The following is a 23,154-nucleotide window of genomic DNA, read 5'->3' as shown; positions in this document are numbered from 1 at the left end:
GTGTGGTGCAGGGAGCCGAGAGGAAGGATACGTGGTGGTGTGCACACGGCGCGCACGAGTGGCGCGCGCCCCCGGCAGGATGGGCGCCGTCGGGCCCGCGGCCGATACGCTGATCGCAGTGCAGACCGCTCTGATCACGCTCAGCTCGCTCAGCTTCGCTAGGAGATCGCGCCACCATGGCCGGACGACGCCGCAAGAACACTGACAACCCGTCGGCGACCGGACCGGGGGCGCTGCCGGCCGAGAGTCTGCTGCCCGCGGACTTCGACCTGGCCGACCTCTACGGTGCGCACGGCTCCGAGGAGGAGGACCAGGAGGACGCCGCCGTCCTGGTTCCGCCGGTCCGGCTGCTGCCGGAGGCCGAACTCGCCGCCGCCGCCCTCGCCGTGCCGCTCGTGCAGCGCGCCGTCCGGCTGGCCCGCTGGAGCGCGCCGCAGCGCCCGGTGGACGAGCTCGGCGACCTGCTGGACGCCGACCGCGAGGAGGCCGCCCGCCACCTGGGCCTGGCCCCGGCCGAGGGCGAGGTCGCCGAGGAGGACGTACTGGAGGCGATGCGCGCCTGGTCGCTCGCCAGCGACCTGGAGTTGGTGCTGCTGGCCACCGGCGAGGACGGCCGCCGGGTCGCCGCGCCCAGCGACGAGCTGGCGCCGATCGAGGCGGGGGACCCGGAGTCCGTCCTGGAACTCTGGCTGACCGCCGCCGACGTGGTCGCTGAGCTGGCCGTCGAGATCGAGCCGCTGGATGCCGAGCCCGACGCCGGCGAGGACGCCGACGAGGCGCGGGCCGAGGAGCTGCTGGCCCAGTACGAGGAGGTCCAGGAGGAGGCGGCCGAGCTGCTGGACGAGGCCCTCCAGGTGCTCTACGAGGCCACCGCGTTCGCCGAGCCCGGCCAGGAGACCATGCCGCTGGGCGTGCTGGCCGCGCTGCTGGTGGTGCCGGACGGCGAGGAGCCGGACGAGGATATGCTCGGCGACATCACCGACGTGATGGTCGCGCTGGACCCGATGCTCGCCGACCTCGCCGAGATCGGCCTGCTGGACTACCAGCCGATCGACCCGGAGCTCTTCGACGAGGACGAGGACGGCGAGGGCGCCGAACTGCCCGACCCGTCGGCGCCGCTGGACGACGAGGAGGCGGCCCGCTTCGGCCTGGTCCGGCTGACCCCGCTCGGCCAGTACGGCATCCGCCAGTGGCTGCTGGAGGAGGGCTACGACGCGCCGCTGGTGGGCGAGCTCGCCCAGGGCGACGCGGCGGCGCTGCTGCAGGGCGTCGCCGAGGCTGCCAACGTGCTGCCCGAGCAGGAGATCCGGGTCTGGCTGGAGGGGCGCGAGCCGCTGGCCGCCGCCCGTGAGCTGCTGGACGCGGCCCGCGGCGCCGACCGGATCGCCCCGCTGCGCCGGATGCTCTGCCAGCTGGCGCTCAGCGAGCTGGGCGAGCCGGCCGAGCCCGCCGTGCGCGAGGTGCTGGAGGACCCGGAGCTGGGCGGCGGGGCCCGGGCCTGGCTGGTGTCACAGGGCCGCACCGACATCCAGGCGCCCGAGCGGCAGATGGTGCTGTGGACCATGGTCGACACCTTCGCCGCCCAGCTGCTGGACAACGAGGGCGACGCCGAGCTGCTGCGCGAGCTGATCGGCGGGCTGCCGGTGACGGACAACCCGGCGAGCTTCTTCGGCGAGCTGTGGCGGGTGGACCACCCGTACACCGCCGACGTGCTGGAGGCGGTCGGCGAGCTGCACCTGGACCGGCAGGTGGCCAAGGAGGCCCGCAAGGCCGCGTTCAAGGCGCGTTCGAAGAAGTAGCGGGTGCCTCGGGCAGTTGGACCTCAGGGGAGGTCCAACTGCCCGTCCTCGGTGAACGGGAAGAACGGGTTGTGGGCCAGCTCCCAGAGGTGGCCGTCCGGGTCCTCGAAGTAGCCGGAGTAGCCGCCCCAGGATGTCTCGGCCGGCGGCTTGACCACCGTCGCGCCGGCCTCCACGGCCGTCCCCAGCGCAGCGTCCACCAGCTCGCGGGACTCCAGGTTGACGGCGAGCGTGACCCCGCGGAAGGACGGTTCGCCGGTCGGGGGGATGCCGGCGTCGGCGGCGAGCTCGTCCACGCCGAACAGGCCGAGGACCGAGTCGGCGGTGCGGAACCAGACGATCTCCGGGCTGGAGGCCGTCGAGCGCTTCCAGCCGAGCGCGGTGTAGAACTCGGCGCTGCGCGCCACGTCCGCCACCCCGAGGGTGACGATGCTGATCCGGGCGGGTACCCCGCGGTCTGTGGTCATGGGTGCAGCGTAGGGAGTGGCGCCGACAACCATAGTCCGACGGGCCCGTGTCGGGGTGCGGACCGACGATCTGCCATTCGTACGAGGGATGCTGATGGCTCTGCAGGTCCGGCCCACGTATCGTGGGTCGGACGCGGTCCGGCGATCCCGGGCGACCCCGCCCCGTCGGCCGCCGACCGACGACGGTGTGACCCGGGGGTGCGGCAGAGGATGAGATTCAGCAGCGGAGGCTGGACCGCGGAGCCCGAGGACTTCTTCGACGACCAGGAAGGCCGCTGTCGCCAGGTCCTGGACGAGGCCGATTTCCCGGTGTTCGGCGTGGACCGCTCCGGAAACGGCGCCCGCGGCGCGGCGCCGGCGCACGACCCGGACCGGGTGGCCCCCGTGGACAGCGACGCGCTGAGCGCGTTCGAGACCCACAACGGCGAGCTCAGCTGGGTCGAACTCCGCTCCGGGGACTGGAGTTCGGTGGACGGCCCCTACGTCACCGTCCGCACCTACCGCCCCGGCGCCGAGCGCAGCCACCCGCTGCCCGAGCTGGAGGACGTGGTCGAGGACGAGCGCGACCGGATCTACGAGCAGATCGGGGTCGACGAGGGCGAGTGCCCCGGACGGGTCCGCGCGCTGCGCGAGTGGATCACCGTCGAGGGCGAGCCGACCGCCGTCCAGATCCACGAGGAGCGCCGGGCCGAGTGCGAGCCCGGCGCGGACAGCCAGTCCGTCTGGGCCGGCCGGCTGCGGGTGCACGGCATCACCGTCACCGTCTGCGGGCGGGGCGTGCCGCCGGGCGGCGTCGAGTTGACCCGGGTCGAGGACTTCGGCCGCTACGTGCTGGGCCGCACCGACCTGTTGCGCGCACTGGCGCTGCGGCGGGCCGGCCAGGAGGCGCTGAGCGAGCAGGCCGGCCTGAACGCCACCGGCCTGGACGCGCACCGCGCGATCGTCGCCTACAGCGTGGAGCACGCGGTGGCCGTGCGGGCCCAACTGCTCGCCCGGCGACCGGTCCGGCTGCCGCGCCGGCTGCGCGGCGAGGACCGCCTCCAGAGGTGGGAGGCCGCCGTCCGCCAGCAGATGCGGCTCGCCTCGGAGACCCGCGAGGAGGCGGATGCCGCGGTGACGGCGATGGTCAACCACCTGACCCGGCTGGCCGAGCAGACCGACTGGGCGGTCGGCACACCGGACGGTCAGGCGGCGGTGGAGGAGGTGGTCCGCTACACGGCCTTCGCCAGCCAGGTGCCGAGCCTGCCGGCGCAGCGGGCCTGGGAGCAGCTCTGGGCGGGGTGCGCGGTCGACTCCGAGCCGTCCTCGGATGCGGCCGGCTCGCTGGTGTCGTTCGCTGACGGGGACCCGCTCGCGGTGCTGGGTGGGGATGGCGAGCCGCTCGGCGGGCTGAGTGGGGATGGCGAGCCGCTCGGCGGGCTGAGTGGGGATGGCGAGCCGCTCGGCGGGCTGAGCTGGGAGGCCGAGCAGGAGAAGCTGAGCCAGGCCGAGCAGCACTGGCTCTGCTCCTGGGAGCAGTGGCGGCGCGAGCGCTCGTGGTAGTCCTCAGTGGTCGGGTTCCGGTGGCAGGCGGAGCTGGAGCATGGCCAGCAGCCGCTGGTGGGGCTGGGCGAGGTCGAGGCCGGTCAGCTGCTCGGCCCGGCGGACCCGGTAGCGCAGCGTGTTCGGGTGGATGTGCAGGGCCTGCGCTGCCACCCGAACCTCGCCCAGCGCGTCCAGCCAGGCCAGCACCGATTCGGCGAGCCGGGTGCCGTGCCGCAGGTCGTACGCCGCCAGCGCGGCCAACCGCGGGTCGCGCAGCGCCGGGCGTTCCTGGAGCAGCGCCAGCACCTCGCTGAGCAGCACCTCCGCCTGCACGTCGATCAGCGCGGCGACCTCCGGCACCACCCCGCCGCGTCCCATCGCGTCCAGGATCCGGTCCGCCTGCGCGCGCGAGCCGGGCACCGCGGCCAGGCCCGGCACGGTGCTGCCGATCGCGGCCCGCAGCACCACGCCGAGGTGGTCGCGGGCGGCGTCCACCACCTCCTGCGCCCAGTCCCGGACGGTGGCCATCGGCAGGCCGGGCGGCAGCTCGGGCAGCAGCACGTAGATCCGCGCGTCGACCGGGGCGAGCAGCGCGCCGCGGTGCCGGGCGGCGGTGTGCACCGAGATCAGGCCGGTCACCTCGGAGCGGGTGACGTCCGAGCCCTGCGCCGAGTAGGCCAGCACGGTGGCCGGCCGGTGCGGGTCAAGGCCGAGGTGGGTGGCGAGCGACTGCGGGCCGGTGCTGCCCTCCAGCAGGCCGGTCAGCAGGGTCCGGGTGAGCCGGACGTCCGCCGACAACTCCCGCCGCCGGCGCACCAGTTGACCGGCCGCCACCCGGGCCGCGCCGACCAGGGCCTGCTCGGCGAGCGGTGCCAGCGGCTGCGCGCCCTCCTGCACCCAGATCGTCCCCAGCGGCTGGGCGCCCGCCCTGATGCCGATCGCCAGCCGACGGCGCAGCCCGAGCTCGGGGTGCGGTTCGACCGCGATCACGGTGTCCGAGGTGCGCAGGTGCTGGAAGATGCCCCACTCGCGGAGCTTGGAGAGGTACGGCTCGGGCCCCTGCCAGCCGAGGATGGAGAGCCGGCGCAGGTCGTCCACCTCGTCGCTGTCCGAGGAGCGCGAGTAGGCCAGCACCCGGCTGGAGGTGTCCTCGATGGAGACGATCCCGCCGGTCAGCACGGCGGTGGTCTGGGCGAGCGAGAAGAGGTCGCCGACGTTGTGGTCCGCGGTGTCCGGCGCGTCCGGGCCGCCGATCACCGCGCGGGCCAGCGCGTCCAGGTGCTCCCAGCGGGTCTCGCGGCGGACCGAGAGCAGCGCCACCCCGGCCTCGGCGGCCGCCTCGCGCAGCGCGTCGGCCTGGCCGGGGCCGTCCAGCTTGACGGCGACGGCGGCGGCCCGGGCCCGTCCGGCGGCGCGCAGGGCGGGCAGCGCGGCCCGGCCGCGTGCGCCGATGGCCAGCACCAGCTCGCCGGGGGCGGCGGTGGCCGGATCCTCCGGGTCCAGGATGGCGACGTCCCGGACCAGGACGTCGAGACCGGCGGGCGCGGCCTGCAGTTCGACCAGCGGCTCGCCGAGCGACATCAGCAACTGCCGCAGCGGGATTCCTGCGGGGGACGGCTCTGACAGCTCTGACACCTGAAGACCTGTTCGCCGGGGACCTGTTCGTACGCTCGGACAACTCCGTTGGGATGACTTTAGCCGCCTGGCCAACCAAGTGGACCGGTCGCGCGGCATACCGTGATCCCGCGGCCAGCCTGCGACCCAGGCCGGCTGCCCAGTCGCGACTGGACACCCCCACGACTCGAAGGAGAGCGCGCGCTCATGGATGCTGTAACCCAGGTCCCCGCGCCGGTGAACGAGCCGGTCCACAGCTACGCCCCCGGCAGCCCGGAACGGGCTCGTCTGGAGGCCAAGCTGAAGGAGCTGGGGGGCCAGGAGCCCGTCCAGCTGACCATGACGATCAACGGTGAGCGGCGCATGGGCGCCGGCGCCGAGATCCACGTCGTCCAGCCGCACAACCACGCGGCTCGGCTCGGTACCCTGCGCAACGCCACCCAGGCCGACGCGCAGGACGCCATCGATGCTGCCCTGGCCGCCGCCCCGGCCTGGCAGGCACTCTCCTTCGACTCGCGCGCCGCGATCTTCCTCAAGGCCGCCGACCTGCTGGCCGGCCCCTGGCGCGAGACGCTGGCCGCCGCCACCATGCTCGGCCAGTCCAAGACCGCGCAGCAGGCCGAGATCGACTCCTCCTGCGAGCTGATCGACTTCCTGCGCTTCAACGTGCACTTCGCCCGGCAGATCATCGCCGAGCAGCCGATCTCCTCCGACGGCGTGTGGAACCGCAGCGACCACCGCCCGCTGGAGGGCTTCGTCTACGCGATCACGCCGTTCAACTTCACCGCGATTGCCGGCAACCTCCCGACCGCCCCCGCCCTGATGGGCAACGTGGTGCTCTGGAAGCCGTCCCCCACCCAGCAGTTCTCCGCGCACCTGCTGATGGAGCTGCTGGAGGAGGCCGGCCTGCCCAAGGGCGTCATCAACATGGTCACCGGCGACGGCCTGGCCGTCTCCGAGGTCGCGCTGAAGCACCCCGCGCTGGCCGGCATCCACTTCACCGGCTCCACCCCGACCTTCCAGCACCTGTGGCGCGAGGTCGGCAACAACATCGCCGGCTACCGCAGCTACCCGCGGATCGTCGGCGAGACCGGCGGCAAGGACTTCCTGGTCGCCCACCCGTCCGCCGACCCGGCCGTGCTGAAGACCGCGATGACCCGCGGCGCCTTCGAGTTCCAGGGCCAGAAGTGCTCGGCGCTGTCGCGGGCGTACGTCCCGGCGTCGATCTGGGCCGGCCTGAAGGACGAGTTCCAGGCCGAGGTCGAGGGCCTGACCATGGGTGACGTCACCGATCTGGCGAACTTCATGAGCGCCGTGATCGACGACCGCTCGTTCGCCAAGAACAAGGCCGCGATCGACCGCGCCCAGGCCGACCCGTCGGTCGAGGTGCTGGCCGGCGGGACGTACGACGACTCGGTGGGCTACTTCGTCCGTCCGACCGTGCTGGTCTGCTCGGACCCGGCGTCCGAGTACTTCCGCGACGAGTACTTCGGCCCGATCCTCGCCGTGTACGTCTACGAGGACGAGAAGTACGACGAGATGCTCGCGCAGATGGAGTCGGTCTCCTCCTACGGCCTGACCGGCGCGATCATCTCCCAGGACCGCGCGGCCGCCCAGGACGCGATGCACAAGCTGCGGTTCGCGGCCGGCAACTTCTACATCAACGACAAGCCCACCGGCGCGGTCGTCGGCCAGCAGCCGTTCGGCGGCGGCCGAGCCTCGGGGACGAACGACAAGGCCGGCGCCAAGCAGAACCTGGCGCGCTGGAGCTCGACGCGGTCGGTCAAGGAGACCTTCGTGCCGCCGACGGACTACCGCTACCCGCACATGGGCTGACATTTTCTGTTATCTGTCAGCTGTCAGTCGCTCTCTGTCAGTCCATTCTCCCCGGGGTGGGTGGCCTCCCTCAGCCGCCCACCCCACCTCCTCCCCCCCACACTTCACGTTCCTCGCCAGGAGTACCGATGCTCCGTTCCGCCCTTCTTGCCGCCTCGCGCTCCCCGCAGGTGCGCACCGTCGTCGAGAAGTTCCCGCCGACCCACGCGATAGTCGAGCGCTTCGTCGCCGGCGAGCTGCTCGACGACGCCGTGACGGCCTGCGACGACCTCGTCGCCACCGGCCGCAAGGTCACCCTCGACCACCTCGGCGAGGACACCAAGGACGCGGCCCAGGCCGCCGGCACCGCCGAGGCGTACGAGCACCTGCTCGCCGCGCTCAAGGACACCGGGCTCGCCGCCAACGCCGAGGTCTCGGTCAAGCTGTCGGCCGTCGGCCAGTTCCTGCCGGTGGACGGCGAGAAGATCGCGCTGGAGAACGCCCGGCGGATCTGCGCCGCCGCCGCCGACGCGGGCACCACGGTCACCCTGGACATGGAGGACCACACCACCACCGACTCCACCCTGTCGATCGCCCGCGAGCTGCGGGCGGACTTCCCGTGGCTCGGCGTCGTGCTGCAGGCCTACCTGCGCCGCACCGAGGCGGACTGCAAGGAGTTCGCCTCGGCCGGTTCGCGCGTGCGGCTCTGCAAGGGTGCCTACAAGGAGCCCGAGTCGGTCGCCTTCCAGGGCAAGCGCGACGTCGACCTCGCGTACGTCCGGGCGCTCAAGGTGCTGATGTCGGGCGACGGTTACCCGATGATCGCCTCGCACGACCCGAACATGATCAAGATCGCCGGCCAGCTGGCCGAGTGGAACGGCCGCAAGGCCGACAGCTTCGAGTACCAGATGCTCTTCGGCATCCGCCCCGAGGAGCAGCTGCGGCTGGCCGAGGCCGGCAACGCGATGCGCGTCTACCTGCCGTACGGGCAGGAGTGGTACGGGTACTTCATGCGCCGCCTGGCGGAGCGTCCGGCCAACCTGACGTTCTTCCTGCGCGCGATGGCGACCCGGGGCTGAGCCCGTTCTCGTTCTTGGTTGGTGACGGCCCGTACGCCCCCCGGCGTACGGGCCGTTTTCCGTGTCAGGCCGCCGGGGCCGAGGCCGCGTGATCTGTCGCCAACTTGACGGCCAGCGCCCCCAGAACGGTTCCCATCAGATAGCGCTGCGCGCGAATCCAGCCCGGGCGGTCGGTGAGGAAGGCGGCGATGGTTCCGGCGGTGAGCACGAGCGTCAGGTTCACGGCGAGGCTGACGCCGATCTGCACGCCGCCCAGGACGAACCCCTGGAGCAGCACGTGCCCGGCCCGGACGTCGATGAACTGCGGGATGAGGGAGAGGTACATCACCGCGATCTTCGGGTTGAGGAGGTTGGTGAGCAGCCCCATGCTGAACAGGGTCCAGGAGGTGTCGGGCTTCAGCTGCTGGGGCGTGAAGAGCGAGGTCCCGCCGGGCCGCAGCGCCTTCCAGGCCAGCCAGGCGAGATAGCCGGCGCCGCTGAGCTTCACCGCCAGGTACAGCTCGGGCACCGCCAGGAACACCACCGAGAGCCCGAGGTTGGCGGCGCTCAGGTAGACCAGGAAGCCGACTGCGACACCGGCGAGCGAGACCGCGCCCGCGCGGCGGCCCTGGGTGATGCTGCGGGAGACGAGGTACATCATGTTGGGGCCCGGGGTGAGGACCATGCCGAGAGCCACCGCTGAGACGCCGAGTACCGCGTTCGTTCCGATCATGATGTCAATCGTCGGGGGAGAGCAGTCTTCAGCACCAGCTCGGGTTTCTTTCCCTCACTGTTCAGCACTGCTAACGATTTGATCTACCACCTGACTTGGCCGGCCAGCCGAACCGCACCGGGACCCCGGGGGAGTAGAGCACACTGACCGGCGCCCCGACGGGCTTCGGCAGCCCCGCCGCGACCACCAGGTCCTCCGTGCACTCGACCAACTCGGCGCGGTGCAGCGGCCAGCGCGGGTGGGTGTTCGGCAGGTACATCTGACGGCCGAAGAAGCTGCTGTGCATCCCCCAGCGGGCCGTCAGGAAGTGCTCCAACTCGCTTGGCTCCTCGACCGGTTCACCGATCCGGACCACTACCCGGCTGCGCGCCCCACGCGGACCCGGCCAGCGGCGCTCACTGGTGTACGTGATGCTGTCGCCTGTTTGCCCTATCCCCATCCGTGCCCACACGTACGGCAGCCGGAACCCCAACCGCGCCGTCGCCACCGGGAGCAGCCGGGAAGCTTCGAGCGAGCGGAACACCACCCCGCGCCGCCCGTGCCCGTCCACCGAGTACAGCCGCACATTGGTCTCCGGAAACGTCCCCAGATACGGCACCCCCGGCAGTCCGAACCACCCCACCCGATGCATCCGAAACGCCACCAGTCCCACGTACGTCACCCCGTCGAGGACGTCCGGCCTGGTCCCGGGCGGCAGCAGCGGCGCCACGTCCGCTGGGTCCGCCGGCCAGTGCAGGAAGGTGAGATCGAGCCAGGACTGCGTGAGCAGCGACCCGCCCACGGCCCGCGCGGGTTCGGTGGTGACGGGTTCCGGCGGGAGCGAGGGCAGGGCCATACGCCGAGCATATGAGCCGACCAGCCCCTGTAGCATCGCGGCCGAGCAGGTGGAGGGGAGATCGCCATGGGGCGTCAGCAGAAACGACAGGGTGCGGCGGGGCGCGAGTGGACGCCACTCAACGGTGCGCTGATGCTGGCCCTCGGCCTGGCGACGCTCGCCCTGGCGCTCGCTCTGGCAGCCCAGCTGCCCCGGACGTTCGGCGCGGCAGACCGCTACTACGCCGCCGTCCCCTGCTCCGCGACCGCCCGCGTCAGCTGCCTGTCCACCGAGACGTACCAGCTCGAGGACACCAACTTCAGCCACAACGACAACTGGGTACGCATCAGCACCGGTCCCGCCGGAGCACGCACGATCACCCTGCACGGCCCGCCGGACTCGGCGATCTCCCGCCTCTCCGCCGGCGACTCCCTCCAAGTAACCAGCTGGGAGGGCCACCCCGTCTCCATCGCAGAATCGGGACACAGCGCCCCCGCCGACCCCGTCCCAGCCGGCGCCTTCTTCGAGTACCTGGAAGCCGCCACCCCCCTCCTGGCCCTCGGCCTCCCCCTCGCCTGGGCCGGCACCCGCATCCTCCTACGCGGCGGCGACCGCCTCGGCGTGCGCGGCACCAGCGTCACGCTGGCGGTGACGGTGGTGGCCGCCGCCGAACTCGCCATCGGCTTCGGGCAGCAACTGCAGAGCATGCACCTGGTGTTGGGCGGCTACGGGGGTGCGCTGGCAGCGGGAGCCCTGCTGTGGCTGCTCGCCTTGCTCCGCCGCCGACGGTCCGCCTGAGGCCCGGAGACCCTCGGCGCTGATTGGCGAGCCCCGCAAAGCCGCTCGGGCCCGCAGGCGGGTGCCTGCGGGCCCGAGCGGTCTGGTCCGGGTGACGGTTACTCGTTGTGGTAGAGGCTGTCCACCTGGTCGGAGGTGAGGACGTAGGGGTACGTCTGGACACCGGCTATGTTGCCGTGGGTCTGGTTGTCCCAGGTTCCGTCGGCGTTGTGGTTGCCGCCGATGGTGAGGGGGGTGGTGCTGGACCAGGCTGAGCGGTCGTTGACGGAGGCCACGATCTTGTCGTTGACGTACAAGGTCATGATGTGGGTGCCGGCGTCGTAGGTGCCGACGAGATGGGTCCAGGCACCGAACTGGGGAACGTTGGCAGGGTAGCCAGGGATGGTCTTGTCGTTGGTCGGGTTGGCGGCGGCTGAGTAGTAGAGGGTGTTGGCGGCGTCGTCCTGGGAGGTGCCGATGAATGCCCAGTTGTTGAATGCCTTGCTGTACTGGAGGTAGAAGGGGCTGCGTTGGTTGGCCGTCTGCGAGACGATGGTGTAGAAACCGTTGCCGTCGTCGACCTTCGCCCAGGCGCTGATGCTGTAGCTGCCGGTGGTGGTGACGGCCTGATGTCCGGTCATGAGGACGCTGTTGCCGTCGAATCGTGCGGAACCGGTGAGGGCTGTGCCAATTGCGGTGGATAGGGCGGTTTTGTCTTGACCGACGAGGGCGGTGCCGGCGCTGGTCGCGTTGTTGAGGCCGGAGGCGTCCTCGCCCTGGATGGGGTTGGTCGGGGTCAGGAGCCACTGGTCGTCGGCGCCGGTGAAGCCGTTGACTGCAGTGTTCGAGGTTCCGTCGACCGTTACGCCGGCCCAGACGGTGATCCGTCCGGTGCTGGTGGTGCCCCACAGGTCGGGGATGTTGTCGCCCGTGAGGTCGCCGACCGCGCCGATGGTGGGCCAGTTCTGGACGCTGAGGTTGCTGCCGATGTGGGTCGCGGAGTTGGGGGTGAGGGCGGTGATGCTCTGGGTGGTCGGGTCGAACGTCAGGGCGTACTGGTAGATGTCGCCTGCGTTGATGGTGCCGACTGTGTTGCGGGCGCGCACCCACAGAGCGGGATGCCCGGTTTTGAGGGCGTCGCCGGGGATCATCAGATCGTAGCTACCCCAGCCGCCGGTCGTGGTCAGCTCGATCGGAGTGCCGAAGGAACTGCTCAGGGTCCCGTTGACGGTGGCGCCCGGTGGGTAGTACCAGAGATTGTCGTTCTGGACTGCGAGGAGGCCGGTGGAGTATTTGGTGCTGCTGCTCGGGGTCAGGACCGTAGTGGAAGATCCGATCGGGGTGATCTGGCTGACGTTCTTCCAGGTGCTTCCGTAGTTGGTGCAGTCGGCGGTTGACGAGATGACACAGGCCGGACGGTTTGTGGTGTCGTATTTGGCCCCCTTGTCGTAAGCGCCGTTGTTCGTAAGGTCGTTGCGAAGGTAGTAGAGGTTGTCTCCGCCGTCCTGGTGGGCGAACAGATCGTCGACATTCGACTCAGGGTTCAACCCGCCGCGGTGGCTGATGCGGAAGTCCTTCCACGTGAGACCGTTGGTAGCGTGGTCGGGCGCCTGGGCGGCGGTGGCAGCTACGCGAGGGGCAACGGGCTTGCCGCCGGCGGCCGGTACCCCGGGAGGCGCAGTGAAGGTCAGGGCCTGGCTGTAGTCGAGGAGGTCACCGCTGGTGGGATCGGCGGCCAGGACGTCGGGGCGCCCGTCTCCGGACACATCGCCGTAGGCGAGCGGAGTCGGGGACCACGGGACGTAGAAGGAGTACGGAGTGACCTGGGTGAGATTGCCCGCGTTGTCCTCGACCTGGATGTACGCGATGTTGGTGCCCCAGTGCGTGGGCGTGACCGGCAACTGGCTCGGGAGGTTGGGGGCGGTGGCGACGTTGGTGGTGCTGCCGGCGGGCAGGTTGGGGTCGAAACCCCAGCGAACGGCGGCGATGCCGGAGGCGTTGAGGCCGGCGGCGGGCGGGTTGTCGACGGCGGTGTAGGGGAGGTAGCCGGTCTGGCCGACGTGCAGCTGGGTGACCTGGCCGTTGCCGGACGGCGGGAACTGCGTGCTGGGGTCGGAGACCTGGTTGCTGGTGCCGTTCATGCCCGGCGTGCTGAGCGTGGGCGGGGTCATGTCGACGCGGAAGCTGCAGGCAGGTGTGGGCCCTGCCCAGGAGACGCCCGGGAGCTGGTCCGTGGTGAACATGCTGTAGCTGTAGGCGTGGCCGTCCAGGATGACGCCGGGTTTCACGGTTGCCTGGGCGACACCGCCGCTGTTGACCTGTCCGGTGGTACCGGAGTCCACATCGGGCGTGCCGGGCTGGTTGTAGTCCCAGATGTGCCACCACATGGCGACCTTGTCCTGGACAGGGCTAGAGACGGTGGCGTTGAGGGTGACGGCCCCAGGCGCTCCGGACCCTGCCCCCAACCAACCCCAGCTGCTCATCGTGCCGTTGCCGCAGGAGCCGTTCCGGGTCACGGGCGACGTGTTGATGTTGGTGATGGGGTCGGCGGGCGTCACGTTGGGGTTCGACGGGGCGTTGGGCGCCTTGTCGTACTGGATGTCGAGGGTGGGCTGGGGATTCATGCGCTTGAAAGCGTAGGCGTTGGACTCGTCGTCCGCGTCCAGCCCGAAGGTGAGGGTGCTGTAGGTCGGGGCGTACGTCTTGAAGGTGGGGGTGACGTCGAAGGCGATGGGGAGGTTGTTCTGGCAGACGCCGTGGCCAGCTCCGCCGACCCAGTCGCGGCCCAGGTTTCCGCCGACGTTCCCCGGCTGGTTGCCCCAGTTGATGCCATCTGCGATGGCGGTGGTCAGGTAGAGGTCGACGAGGTAGGCGTCGCCGCAGGCCCAGTCGGCGGACTCGTACTCCTGCAGGTTCATGACCGCGGAGTTGATGACGGTGCCGGCCAGGTTGCTGGTGTCGAACTGGAAGAACGTGCGGTACGTGGACGGCGGTGAGCAGCTGCCGCCGTTGGGGTACGAGCCGCAGGTGCCCACGCCGGGGTAGTCGGAGTCGCTGCTGCCAGTGCGGTTGTAGTTGTTGGAGGACGGCTGGCCCGACTGGACCCAGGTCCAGGCGTTGGCGGTCTTGGTCGGCATGGGGATCCACGCCGGGTCGATGTACCAGGGCCCGACCCCGCCCGACAGGATCTGCTGGTCGGGGGTCAGGTCGATGCCGCTCGCGGTGGCGGTGACGGGCATGGTCGCGACCTGGGCGCCGGCGCCGGGGCCGTCGGCGCTGCTGGTGGCAGGCGCGGTTCCCGAACCGACGCTTGGGCCGGGGCTCGCGCTGTCGGATGCGGGTGCTGCTGCGGCCTTGGCGCGCAGCGTCTTCGCGGCTGGAGCTGCTGCGGCGGCCGGTGCGGGCGCCGCGGTGCCCGAAGTGCTGCTGTCCCACATGCGGGGGGCCGGTGCGCTCCACTGCGCCGTGCCGTCAGGGGACTTGGCGGTCAGATTGTTCGCGCTGTCGGAACTGACGGCGACGCCCTGGGTCGTGGTGTCGAAGTGCAGCGTTTTCAGAGCGGGATTCGCCGCTGCGGCAGCGGAGTTGAGGATGATGACGGTGCTCAGGCCGCCGAACTTGGTGGCGGTCACCTTCAGGGTGGTGTCGGTGGCGACCTGGTAGAGCAGCGAGGCGCCGTCGACCGTCGGCTTGGACAGTGGGAAGGGGGAGTTGAGAGAGAGCTTCGCACCGTCGGCATTGCTGAGGGTGGCCAGCGGTGCACCGCTGCCGCCGGCGGAGAGGGTCACGCCGCTGGGGACTGCCTTGGGCGAGTAGGTGCCGTCCGGGTTCACCACCAGGGTGGCGTCCAGGGGCACCCAGGAGCCGTTCTGCTTCACCCGTTGCTGGTCGGGGTGGCTGGTCTGCAGGAAGTGTCCCGCCGGGGTGGCGAGGGTCTCGCTGAACGCCGTGGTCAGGGACGGGATGGGCACGTTGACGCCGGAGGCCTTGGCCTTGGCGATCGCGGCGTCGGCATCGTCGCCAGGCGGCAGCTCCGCCAACCGGGCAGCCTGCGCCGCGGCGACCTGGCTGTCGGTCAGAGCCGCTGCGGTGGGGGCGTCGGCATGGGCGAGAGGCGCGGCGAGGGAGACGGTCAACGCGAGGACGGTGGTGCGTGCAGCCAGTCGGCGCAGCGTACTGCGTCGTCGTCTGGCGGCTGGTTGTGCGGGCATGGCAAAGCCCCCCAGGGGTGGTCAAGAGTTATGGGCGCAAAAAATGTGCAGAGCGCGACAGAATCATCGCAGAGCGCAAGGGTTGAATAAAGGTTTGCATTTCTCGGCTTGTCCGGGTTGTAGAGGATTTGTTGGATATCCGCAGCGGTGATGTGCCTCACTGGTAACGATTGCGTTTCGTCACATTCCCCTTACTGTCAGTGTGCCTCTAGAGTTCCTGCGGCCCATCTGATCCTTCTGGCGGATGGGCATGTGCTGTGCCGTCAATGTGGGGGTTCTTGGTGCCTGTTCGTCCCGTCCGTTTCATCCCAATATCTGGGAGCTCCCGTTGGGGGCGCCCACAGTTGGCGGTGATCAGCGTCCTCGCGGTCCTGGCCACCGTGCTGGGTCCTGTCAGCGTGGCCACCGCCTCACCGGCCCCGGGCAAGTTGTGGAGCCCACCGAACACCCCGCTTCCCAAGACGGCGTCGATCAAGGCCGTCCCCGTGGCGCACGGAACCGGCGTCAAGCCGCAGTCCTCGGTGAAGTCCGCCCCACCGGCTCCCGTCGCGCCCATCGCGGCCGGCAGCGGCAGCGTCGACCTGGCTGGAACGAAGTCGGACGCACCGAAGAAGGCCGGCTCTCTGCCCGTGTGGCTGGCTCCATCGTCAGCACCCGGACCTCTCAAGCCGGCTGACAGCGGGTCGGTGACCGTCACTCAGGCAGACGCCAAGGCCATCCAGGCAAGCGGCGCCACCGGCCTGCTGCTGAAAATCGAGCCGACCACCACCGCCCCCGCCGGCGGTCGGGCCCAGGTGTCTCTCGACGTCGCGGCCCTGGACGCGGCCACCAGGGGTGACTTCTCCAACCGCGGACAGCTCGTCACCCTGCCCGCCTGTGCTCTGACGACTCCCGGCGCACCCGAGTGCCGCACCAAGACGCCGCTGGCCACGCATTACGACGCGGCCACCCACCACATCGTCGCTGACGTCACCCTGCCTGCCGCTGCACCCGCCGCCGGCAGTGCCGACGCGTCGCGTGCTCTCACCGCGGCCCCCGCGCAGGCGGCAGCCGCTCCGCTGCTGATCGCCGCCGCCGACACCTCCTCCGGCGCCGGCGGCAGCTACAAGGCCACCAGCCTCAACCCCTCCTCGCAGTGGGCCGCCGGTGGCTCCAGTGGTGGCATGACCTACAGCTACCCGATCCAGATGCCGCCCGCCCTTGGCGGTGCCGCTCCCAGCGTGAGCCTGGCGTACGACTCGTCCTCCGTGGACGGCGAGACCTCCGCGAGCAACAGCCAGGCCTCCTGGATCGGCGACGGCTGGAACTACAGCCCCGGCTTCATCGAGCGCAGCTACAAGCCGTGCTCGGAGGACGGCATCACCAACTCCGGCGACCTGTGCTGGGGCGGCTTCAACGCCACCCTCTCGCTGGGCGCGCATTCGGGCCCGCTGGTGCGTGACGACGCGACGGGCGCGTGGCGGGTGCAGGGTGACGACGGCACCAAGGTCGAGTTCGAGACCGACGTGGCCAACTCCATCGACACCCTCAACAACACCATCGGCGTCGCGAACAACACCGACAACCACGAGTACGTCAAGGTCACCGACACCTCCGGCACGATCTACTACTTCGGCCTCGGTCACCTCCCCGACGCAGGCCACACCGGAAACGCCAGCAACTCGGTCTCCACCGTGCCCGTCTACTCGCCCAACCCCGGTGACCCCTGCTACGACAGCGGCAAGGGTCAGGGCTCCTCGTGCGTGATGGCCAGCCGCTGGGCGCTGGACTACGTCGTCGACCCGCACCACAACCTCACCACCTACACCTACGCCCCCGAGACCAACTGGTACTCCCAGGGCGGCGGTCAGAACAACGGCAGCGGCGCTTTCGTCTCCTACACGCGGGCCAACCCGATTCACGAGATCGACTACGGCCAGAACCTGGACGCCCAGATTGCAGCGGGCGCATCCCCCCTCCAGTCGGCCGCGCGCGTCGTCTTCACCACCGCCGACCGCAGTGACTCCGGCACCTGGTACGACGTCCCCACTGACCAGGAGTGCTCGGCGTCCCCCTGCTCCAGCGTCAGTCCGACCTTCTTCACCACACAGAAGCTCACCACCATCACCACGGGGGTCCGCTCCAACAACGTCTGGCAGGACGTTGACTCCTACGCGCTGTCCCAGTCCTTTCCCCCTGTCAACGTCAGCACCGACACCAGCCAGCGCACGCTGTGGCTCAACTCCATCCAGCGGACCGGCAAGACCGGCAGCCCCAACGTCGCTCTTCCCCTGGTGACGTTCACGTTCGAGATGCTGCCCAACCGCGTGGACGGCATCGTCTCCAGCAGCAACGGCGCCACGTTCCCCCAGTTCTACCGGCCGCGGATGTCCAGCATCACCAACGAGACCGGCGCGACCACCACCGTCGACTGGGACGGGGACCTGCCCGGCTGCTCACGGGTGAAGAACATCATGCCGAGCGAGAGCAGCGACTCCATGTCCTGCTTCCCGGTCAAGTGGTCCCCTCCCGGCGCCCTGCCCACCGATCCGCCTGTACTGGACTGGTTCAACCACTACACGGTCAACAAGCTGACCACGGTCGACCCGGTCGATGGCGGTGACAGCAAGCAGCAGGTCACCGCGTACACCTACTCCAACCCGGCCTGGCACCACGACGACAGCGCCCTGACCGACGACAAGAACCGCACCTGGGGCGAATTCCGCGGCTACGCCCATGTCAAGACGGTGACGGGCAACGGCGCCGACTTCCCCGCAGGCCAGACCACGACCACGTACCTTCAGGGTATGGACCCTGGCAACGGCACGGTCGAGGTAGCCGACGACCTCGGCGAATGGGTCATTGACGACGACTGGCTGGCCGGCGACGTCCTCCAGACGGAAACCTTCGACCAGGCGGGCAGTTCGACCGTCACCAGCCAGACGGTCAACCGGCTCACCGGTCCAGTCCCTACCGCCACCCAGAGTCGCGGTGCTCTGCCGGCTCTCGTCGCTCGCTACAGCGCCACCACCAGCACCACAACGACCCGCGCGCTGAAGGCCGACTCGACGCCGGGCCACCCGGACTGGCGCACGACCAAGACGACCACGACGACGGACCCCGCCAACAACAACCGCCCGATCACGTCCCTCAGCCAGGCCGACGGCCTGTCAGACCTGTGCACCCGCACCTTCTACGCGACGGGAGCGGACGCGCACACCACCGACCTGGCCGACGAGACCATGGTCGTCTCCGGAACCGGCGCCTGCACTGCCACGCCCACCGCGGTGAACACTGTCTCCGATGCGCGTGTTCTCTACGACAACCTCGGTTTCGGGCAGGCCGGGACCATCGGGGACCCCAGCTCCACGCAGAAGCTCAGCTCCTACGACGGCTCGGGCACCGCGCAGTACATCACCACTGGCACCAGCGTCTTCGACGGCTACGGCCGCCCGACGTCCGTGACCGACCCGAACAGTACTGACACGCAGCACCCGGCAGGCGCGACCACCACCACGACCTACGCTCCGGCACAGGCTGGTGAACTCCCGGCCACCGTCACCACCCATGCGCCCGTACCCGGCGCATCCACAGGTACGTGGGACAGCATCACCGCGTTCGACGTTCGACGCGGACTGACGCTGAGCGTCACCGACCCGAACAAGAAGACCACGAGCGAGGCCTACGACGCGCTCGGCCGCATCACCAGCGTCTGGGCACCGGGCCGCACCACCAGCCAGAACGCCAACCAGACCTTCACCTACACGCTCGACATCAACCGGGCCACGCCGGCTGCGGTCACCACCAACACCCTCAAGGGCGACAGCCCGAGCGGCAACAGCCCGACCTACACCACCAGCATCCAGATCATGGACGGTTACGGCCGACCGCGCCAGACGCAGTACACCGCGGCTTACTCCGGCCTGACCGGTCGCACGATCTCCGACACCTTCTACGACACCCAGGGGCGCGCCTACCTGACCTATGCACCCTGGTACAACGCGGATGCGCCTCCCAGCGGCACTCTGGTGGCTCCTGCGGTCAATCCCAAGGACGGCACCAACCAGGTCCCGTCCGCGACCCGTCTGGCGTTCGACGGTCAGGGCAGGCAGACCGCCTCGACTTTCGTCTCTCTCGGCATCGACCAGTCGACCACCACCACCGCCTACCCGGGCGTGGACCGCACGGATGTCACCCCGCCCAGCGGTGCCTGGCCAACCACCACGGTCACCGATGCCCGCGGCCACACCAGCCAGCTGTGGCAGTACAAGACCCCCACCCCCACTGGTAACCCCGGCGACGCCACCGTCACCACCTACACCTACACCCCGGACGGCAAGCCCAGCAGCCGCGTTGATGCGGCCAACAACACGTGGAGCTACGGCTACGACCTGCTCGGCCGCCAGGTCAAGGCCACCGACCCGGATACCGGCATCACCCTCAGTACCTACGACAACGACGGTCGCCTCACCAGCACCACCGACGCCCGCAACAGCACGTTGGCTTACAGCTACGATCTGCTAGGCCGCAAGACCGGTGAGTACACGGGCAACCTCAACGGCACTCAGCTCGCTGGTTGGAGCTTCGATAGCGTCCCCAACGGCCTCGGCCACCCCGCCTCCTCCACCCGCTACGCCACCGGCGGGAGCTATACCACGTCCGTACAGAGCTACGACGACGCCTATCGCGCTGTCAGTAGCACTGTCACCATTCCCGGCTCCGAGGTCGGCCAGGGCACGGCGTTCTCCTACAACACCGTCAGCAACTATGACCAGTTCACTGGCAATCTCGACAACGCGACTCTGCCCGCGAACGGCGGTCTGCCGGCCGAGACCATGCTGTACGCCCACGACTTGTACGGTCTGATGACCGACTACAAGAGCACCATGGGCACCTACGACCTCAACACCGATTACGACCCGTACGGGCGCCCGATCCGCACCGCTGCCAACCCCTTTGCCACCCAGGTCGTCTCCACCACCGACTACGACCAGGGGACCGGCCAGGTCCACACCCAGTACGTCGATAAGCAGAGCGCCACCAAGGGACAGACTCAGATCACCGGCTACACCTACAACCCTGCCGGCCAGGTCACCTCTGTCTCCGACATCCCCAACAACACTCCCAGTGCCACCGACCGTCAGTGCTTCACCTATGACACGTTGGGGCGCCTGACCACGGCTTGGACCGACACCGGCACCGTCACATCGCCGGACCCGTCGTTGCACCGGGTCCTCTCCCAGGGTTCCTGCAGCAACAGCACCCCCACCAGCGGTGCCACCGCCCCCAACACCAACACTGTCGGCGGCCCCAACCCGTACTGGCAGGACTACAGCTATGACGCCACTGGCAACCGGACCGGCCTGACCTCCCACAACACGACCGGGGCCCCGACGCTGGACCCCTCGCAGGTCAGTCAGGTCTCCACGGCCTCGGACGGCACCCAGACCTGGGGCGTGACGGTGGCCAACGGAGCGGTGTGGACCGCTTCGCAGAACGCGGACGGCAGCTGGGCCTCCTTCAGTAACCTGATGACCCAGGCGGGCCCGCTGGCTGCGGTCACCTCCGTCTCGGCGGCTGTCAGCAACGGCCAGGTGCAGGTCATGGCGATCGCCGGAGGAAAGCTCTGGCACACCATTCGCCACTCCGACGGAACCTGGCAGGCCTGGGGCGACGTCTTTGCGGCCGTGGGCAGCAGCCTCCCCTCGCCCAACCAGCTCTCCCTCACCGCCACCGCCTCCGGACTTGAGGTCCTGACGACCTCTGGCGGCAAGCTCTGGCACACCATCCGTCACTCCGACGGGACCTGGCAGACGATCGGCTGGGGTGACGTCTTCGCCAACGTCGGCACCCTCACCTCCACCGATCAGATCGCCGCAGCCGCCACTCCCTCTGGACTTGAGCTCATGGTGGGCTCCGGCGGCAAGCTCTGGCACACCGTTCGTCACCCCGACGGGACCTGGCAGTCGATCGGCTGGGGCGATGTCTTCGGCGCGACCGGCGTGCTGTCCGGTATCGCGACGGGTCCGAACCAGCTCGCGCTGGCCGGAACCACCGGGGGCCTGGAGGTCATGGCCATCGCCAACGGCAAGCCCTTCAACGTCCTTCGCAACTCCAGCGGCTCCTGGTCGGGCTGGGGCGACGTCACCGGTGCAGCCGGCACCCTCCAGCCGATTTACGTCCTCGCAGCGGCAGCGTCGGGAGCCGACCTCAAGGTCCTCACGGTCGGGTCGGGCCAGCTCAACTACACCAAGCGGGACGGCAGCACCCAGGGCTGGACCCCCTGGTCCGTGATGAACCAGGGCGTCAGCCGCGACACGGTCACCACGTCAAACTACCCGGCTCCCGGCACGGTCAACACGCCCACCACCGGCGGCGGCACCGGCGGCCCGCACGCACTGCTGGGCACCACCAGCACCAGCCCCAACGGCACCTCTTACACCACCAACCAGTACGACGCGATCGGAAACACCACCTCCACCGCCAGCTCCGCCGGTACCACCAAGCTCAGCTGGGACGCCGAGGACAAGCTCAACCAGGTTGTGCCCCCCGGCACCGCGGGTAGCACCAGCTACGTCTACGACGCCGACGGTAACCAACTCGTCCGCCATGACCCCGGTTCCACGACGGTCAACATCGGCAGCGACGAACTCACCTACAACACCACGACCAAGACTCTCACCGGTACCCGCTACTACCCGATGCCCAACGGCATCACCGCCGTCCGGGTCGGCACCAACGGACTCGTCTACCAGATCGCTGACCCGCACGGCACCAACACCCTCGCCATCGACGCCACCACCCTCGCCGAAACCCGCCGCCCCACCGACCCCTTCGGCAACCCCCGCGGCACCCAGCCCACTGCCGGCACTTGGGCCGGCGACAAGGGCTTCGTCGGCGGCACCCAGGACCCAGCCACCGGCCTCACCAACCTCGGCGCCCGCGAATACGACCCCATCCACGGCCGCTTCCTCAACCCCGACCCACTCCTGAACGCCACCGACCCCCAACAGTGGAACGGCTACGCCTACAGCAACAACAGTCCGGTCGACCTCTCCGACCCCACCGGCCTGTGCCCACCTGACATCTGCGGTGTCGGAACCCCCATCGGTGGCACCGGTAGCAGCCCCAGCAACCCCACCCGCTACGTCGAAACCGGCCCGGAAGACCCTGACAACCTGGACGGCGGCGGCGTGCCAGCTCAGCCGACCGTTCCTCACAAAAAGAGGAGTATTTTCGATAGCCTTAGCGACTTTGCCCAGTCCAGCTGGTCCAATGCCAAGGCCATATTTGTGCAGCCGAAGGTTTGGACGGGGGCATTGGAAACCGTGGCCGGCGGCCTCATGGCCGACGCGGGCTATGGCGCGGTGGCGGCAGGAGGGGTGGCCTGTGTAGCTAGCGTCGGAGTCTTCTGTCCTGAGGGCGCTTTGGCTATGGCTGGCGGATTCGGCCTTGCGGGAGTGGGGGCAGCGGTTGCTGGCAAGGGCCTTAATGACGTTGTTGACGGAACTGAGAAGGGCCTGGAAGACGCCGGCTCTTCTGGCGGCGCCTCTGCTTGTAGCTTCTCCCCCGATACGCCCGTTTTGCTGGCGGGGGGTGGGTCTAAGTCGATTGGCAAGATTGCACCGGGTGACAAAGTCGAAGCTGCTGATCCGACTACTGGGAAGCATCAAGGCACTGAAGCGGTTACCGCTATTCACATCAACCACGACAATGACTTGGTCGACCTGGTTGTGGATACAGGTGGCGGTCACCTAAATACTCTGCAGACCACCAGCAAGCATCCGTTTTGGGACGCCACCAAGTATGCGTGGGTTGCAGCGGGAGACCTGCCAATTGGTGACAGGCTGCAGAGTCTCGAAGATGCAACTGTTCGTGTCGCAGCCGTCAAGAGCACTCCAGGTGCGGCTAACCGCTATAATCTCACCGTTGACACGCTCCACACGTACTATGTACTCGCCGGGTCCACGCCGATCTTGGTGCACAATTCCAATGGCTGTGGAATAACCCCTCGTGACGGTGGTGGCCAAGATGCAAACGGAAACGTCATCTCGGGTTCGGAAAGTGGGCAGAATCTCGCTGATCAGCTGCGCATAGAATCTGCAAATTCTGTCTTCAATGAGGATGGGACTCTCTCGCAAGGAGCGATCAGAGGGGCGAAGAAGATCATCCCTGGGGATGAGATAAATAATCCGAATGTGCGTGGGTACTTCGATGTCAATGGCGGTGCTTCGCAGTGGGGTAAGTACACCACGGAGACCTACCAGAGTCCCTACGGCCCCTTCCAGGTTCACTTCTACATGAACGAGGAAACCGGCGAGGTCTTCAACTATGACTACAAGGTAGTCATGAACCGGAGGTAG

General features: G+C 69.2%; 11 protein-coding genes. 6 read left to right on the top strand and 5 right to left on the bottom strand.

Going from position 1 to position 23,154, the window contains the following annotated elements:
* Positions 1-176: 176 nt before the first annotated feature.
* A complete protein-coding gene (locus tag P3T37_RS19230; RefSeq protein ID WP_280724950.1) occupies positions 177-1,799 on the top strand; it encodes a hypothetical protein in 1,623 nt (540 codons plus the stop codon).
* Positions 1,800-1,822: 23 nt separating this feature from the next.
* On the opposite strand, the gene P3T37_RS19225 is transcribed toward P3T37_RS19230, so the two are convergent.
* Positions 1,823-2,266 carry a VOC family protein gene (locus P3T37_RS19225; protein ID WP_280724949.1) on the bottom strand — a complete coding sequence of 148 codons (444 nt, stop codon included), beginning with the start codon at positions 2,264-2,266 and terminating at the stop codon, positions 1,823-1,825.
* Positions 2,267-2,476: 210 nt separating this feature from the next.
* On the opposite strand from P3T37_RS19225, the gene P3T37_RS19220 reads away from it, so the two are divergent.
* A complete protein-coding gene (locus P3T37_RS19220) occupies positions 2,477-3,808 on the top strand; it encodes a hypothetical protein (RefSeq protein WP_280724948.1) in 1,332 nt (443 codons plus the stop codon).
* A 3-nt stretch (positions 3,809-3,811) separates the two neighbouring features.
* Here the strand turns inward: P3T37_RS19220 and P3T37_RS19215 are convergent, their stop codons facing one another.
* Positions 3,812-5,425, bottom strand: coding sequence for a helix-turn-helix domain-containing protein (locus P3T37_RS19215; protein ID WP_280724947.1), 1,614 nt, complete (start codon positions 5,423-5,425; stop codon positions 3,812-3,814).
* 186 nt (positions 5,426-5,611) lie between these two features.
* On the opposite strand from P3T37_RS19215, the gene pruA reads away from it, so the two are divergent.
* Together pruA and P3T37_RS19205 are read left to right on the top strand one after the other, a co-directional pair.
* The gene (gene pruA / locus P3T37_RS19210; RefSeq protein ID WP_280724946.1) at positions 5,612-7,240 is read left to right on the top strand and encodes an L-glutamate gamma-semialdehyde dehydrogenase; all 1,629 of its coding nucleotides are present in this window, start codon (positions 5,612-5,614) and stop codon (positions 7,238-7,240) included.
* 128 nt (positions 7,241-7,368) lie between these two features.
* Positions 7,369-8,298, top strand: a complete 930-nt coding sequence (locus P3T37_RS19205; RefSeq protein ID WP_280724945.1) for a proline dehydrogenase family protein — start codon at positions 7,369-7,371, stop codon at positions 8,296-8,298.
* Positions 8,299-8,362: 64 nt separating this feature from the next.
* On the opposite strand, the gene P3T37_RS19200 is transcribed toward P3T37_RS19205, so the two are convergent.
* Positions 8,363-9,010, bottom strand: a complete 648-nt coding sequence (locus P3T37_RS19200; RefSeq protein WP_280724944.1) for a LysE family translocator — start codon at positions 9,008-9,010, stop codon at positions 8,363-8,365.
* Positions 9,011-9,080: 70 nt separating this feature from the next.
* Positions 9,081-9,845 carry a DUF2071 domain-containing protein gene (locus P3T37_RS19195; protein ID WP_280724943.1) on the bottom strand — a complete coding sequence of 255 codons (765 nt, stop codon included), beginning with the start codon at positions 9,843-9,845 and terminating at the stop codon, positions 9,081-9,083.
* Between the two features lie 66 nt (positions 9,846-9,911).
* Here P3T37_RS19195 and P3T37_RS19190 point away from each other — a divergent pair, with 66 nt between their 5' ends.
* On the top strand, positions 9,912-10,622 hold the full coding sequence (locus P3T37_RS19190; protein ID WP_280724942.1) for a hypothetical protein: 711 nt from the start codon (positions 9,912-9,914) through the stop codon (positions 10,620-10,622).
* Between the two features lie 98 nt (positions 10,623-10,720).
* On the opposite strand, the gene P3T37_RS19185 is transcribed toward P3T37_RS19190, so the two are convergent.
* Complete coding sequence (locus P3T37_RS19185; protein ID WP_280724941.1) at positions 10,721-14,812, bottom strand: LamG-like jellyroll fold domain-containing protein; 4,092 nt, start codon at positions 14,810-14,812, stop codon at positions 10,721-10,723.
* Between the two features lie 350 nt (positions 14,813-15,162).
* On the opposite strand from P3T37_RS19185, the gene P3T37_RS19180 reads away from it, so the two are divergent.
* Positions 15,163-23,154 carry a polymorphic toxin-type HINT domain-containing protein gene (locus tag P3T37_RS19180; protein WP_280725004.1) on the top strand — a complete coding sequence of 2,664 codons (7,992 nt, stop codon included), beginning with the start codon at positions 15,163-15,165 and terminating at the stop codon, positions 23,152-23,154.

Source organism: Kitasatospora sp. MAA4 (genome assembly GCF_029893355.1).
Taxonomy (GTDB): Bacteria; Actinomycetota; Actinomycetes; order Streptomycetales; family Streptomycetaceae; genus Kitasatospora.
This window is presented reverse-complemented; position numbering and strand designations above follow the sequence as displayed.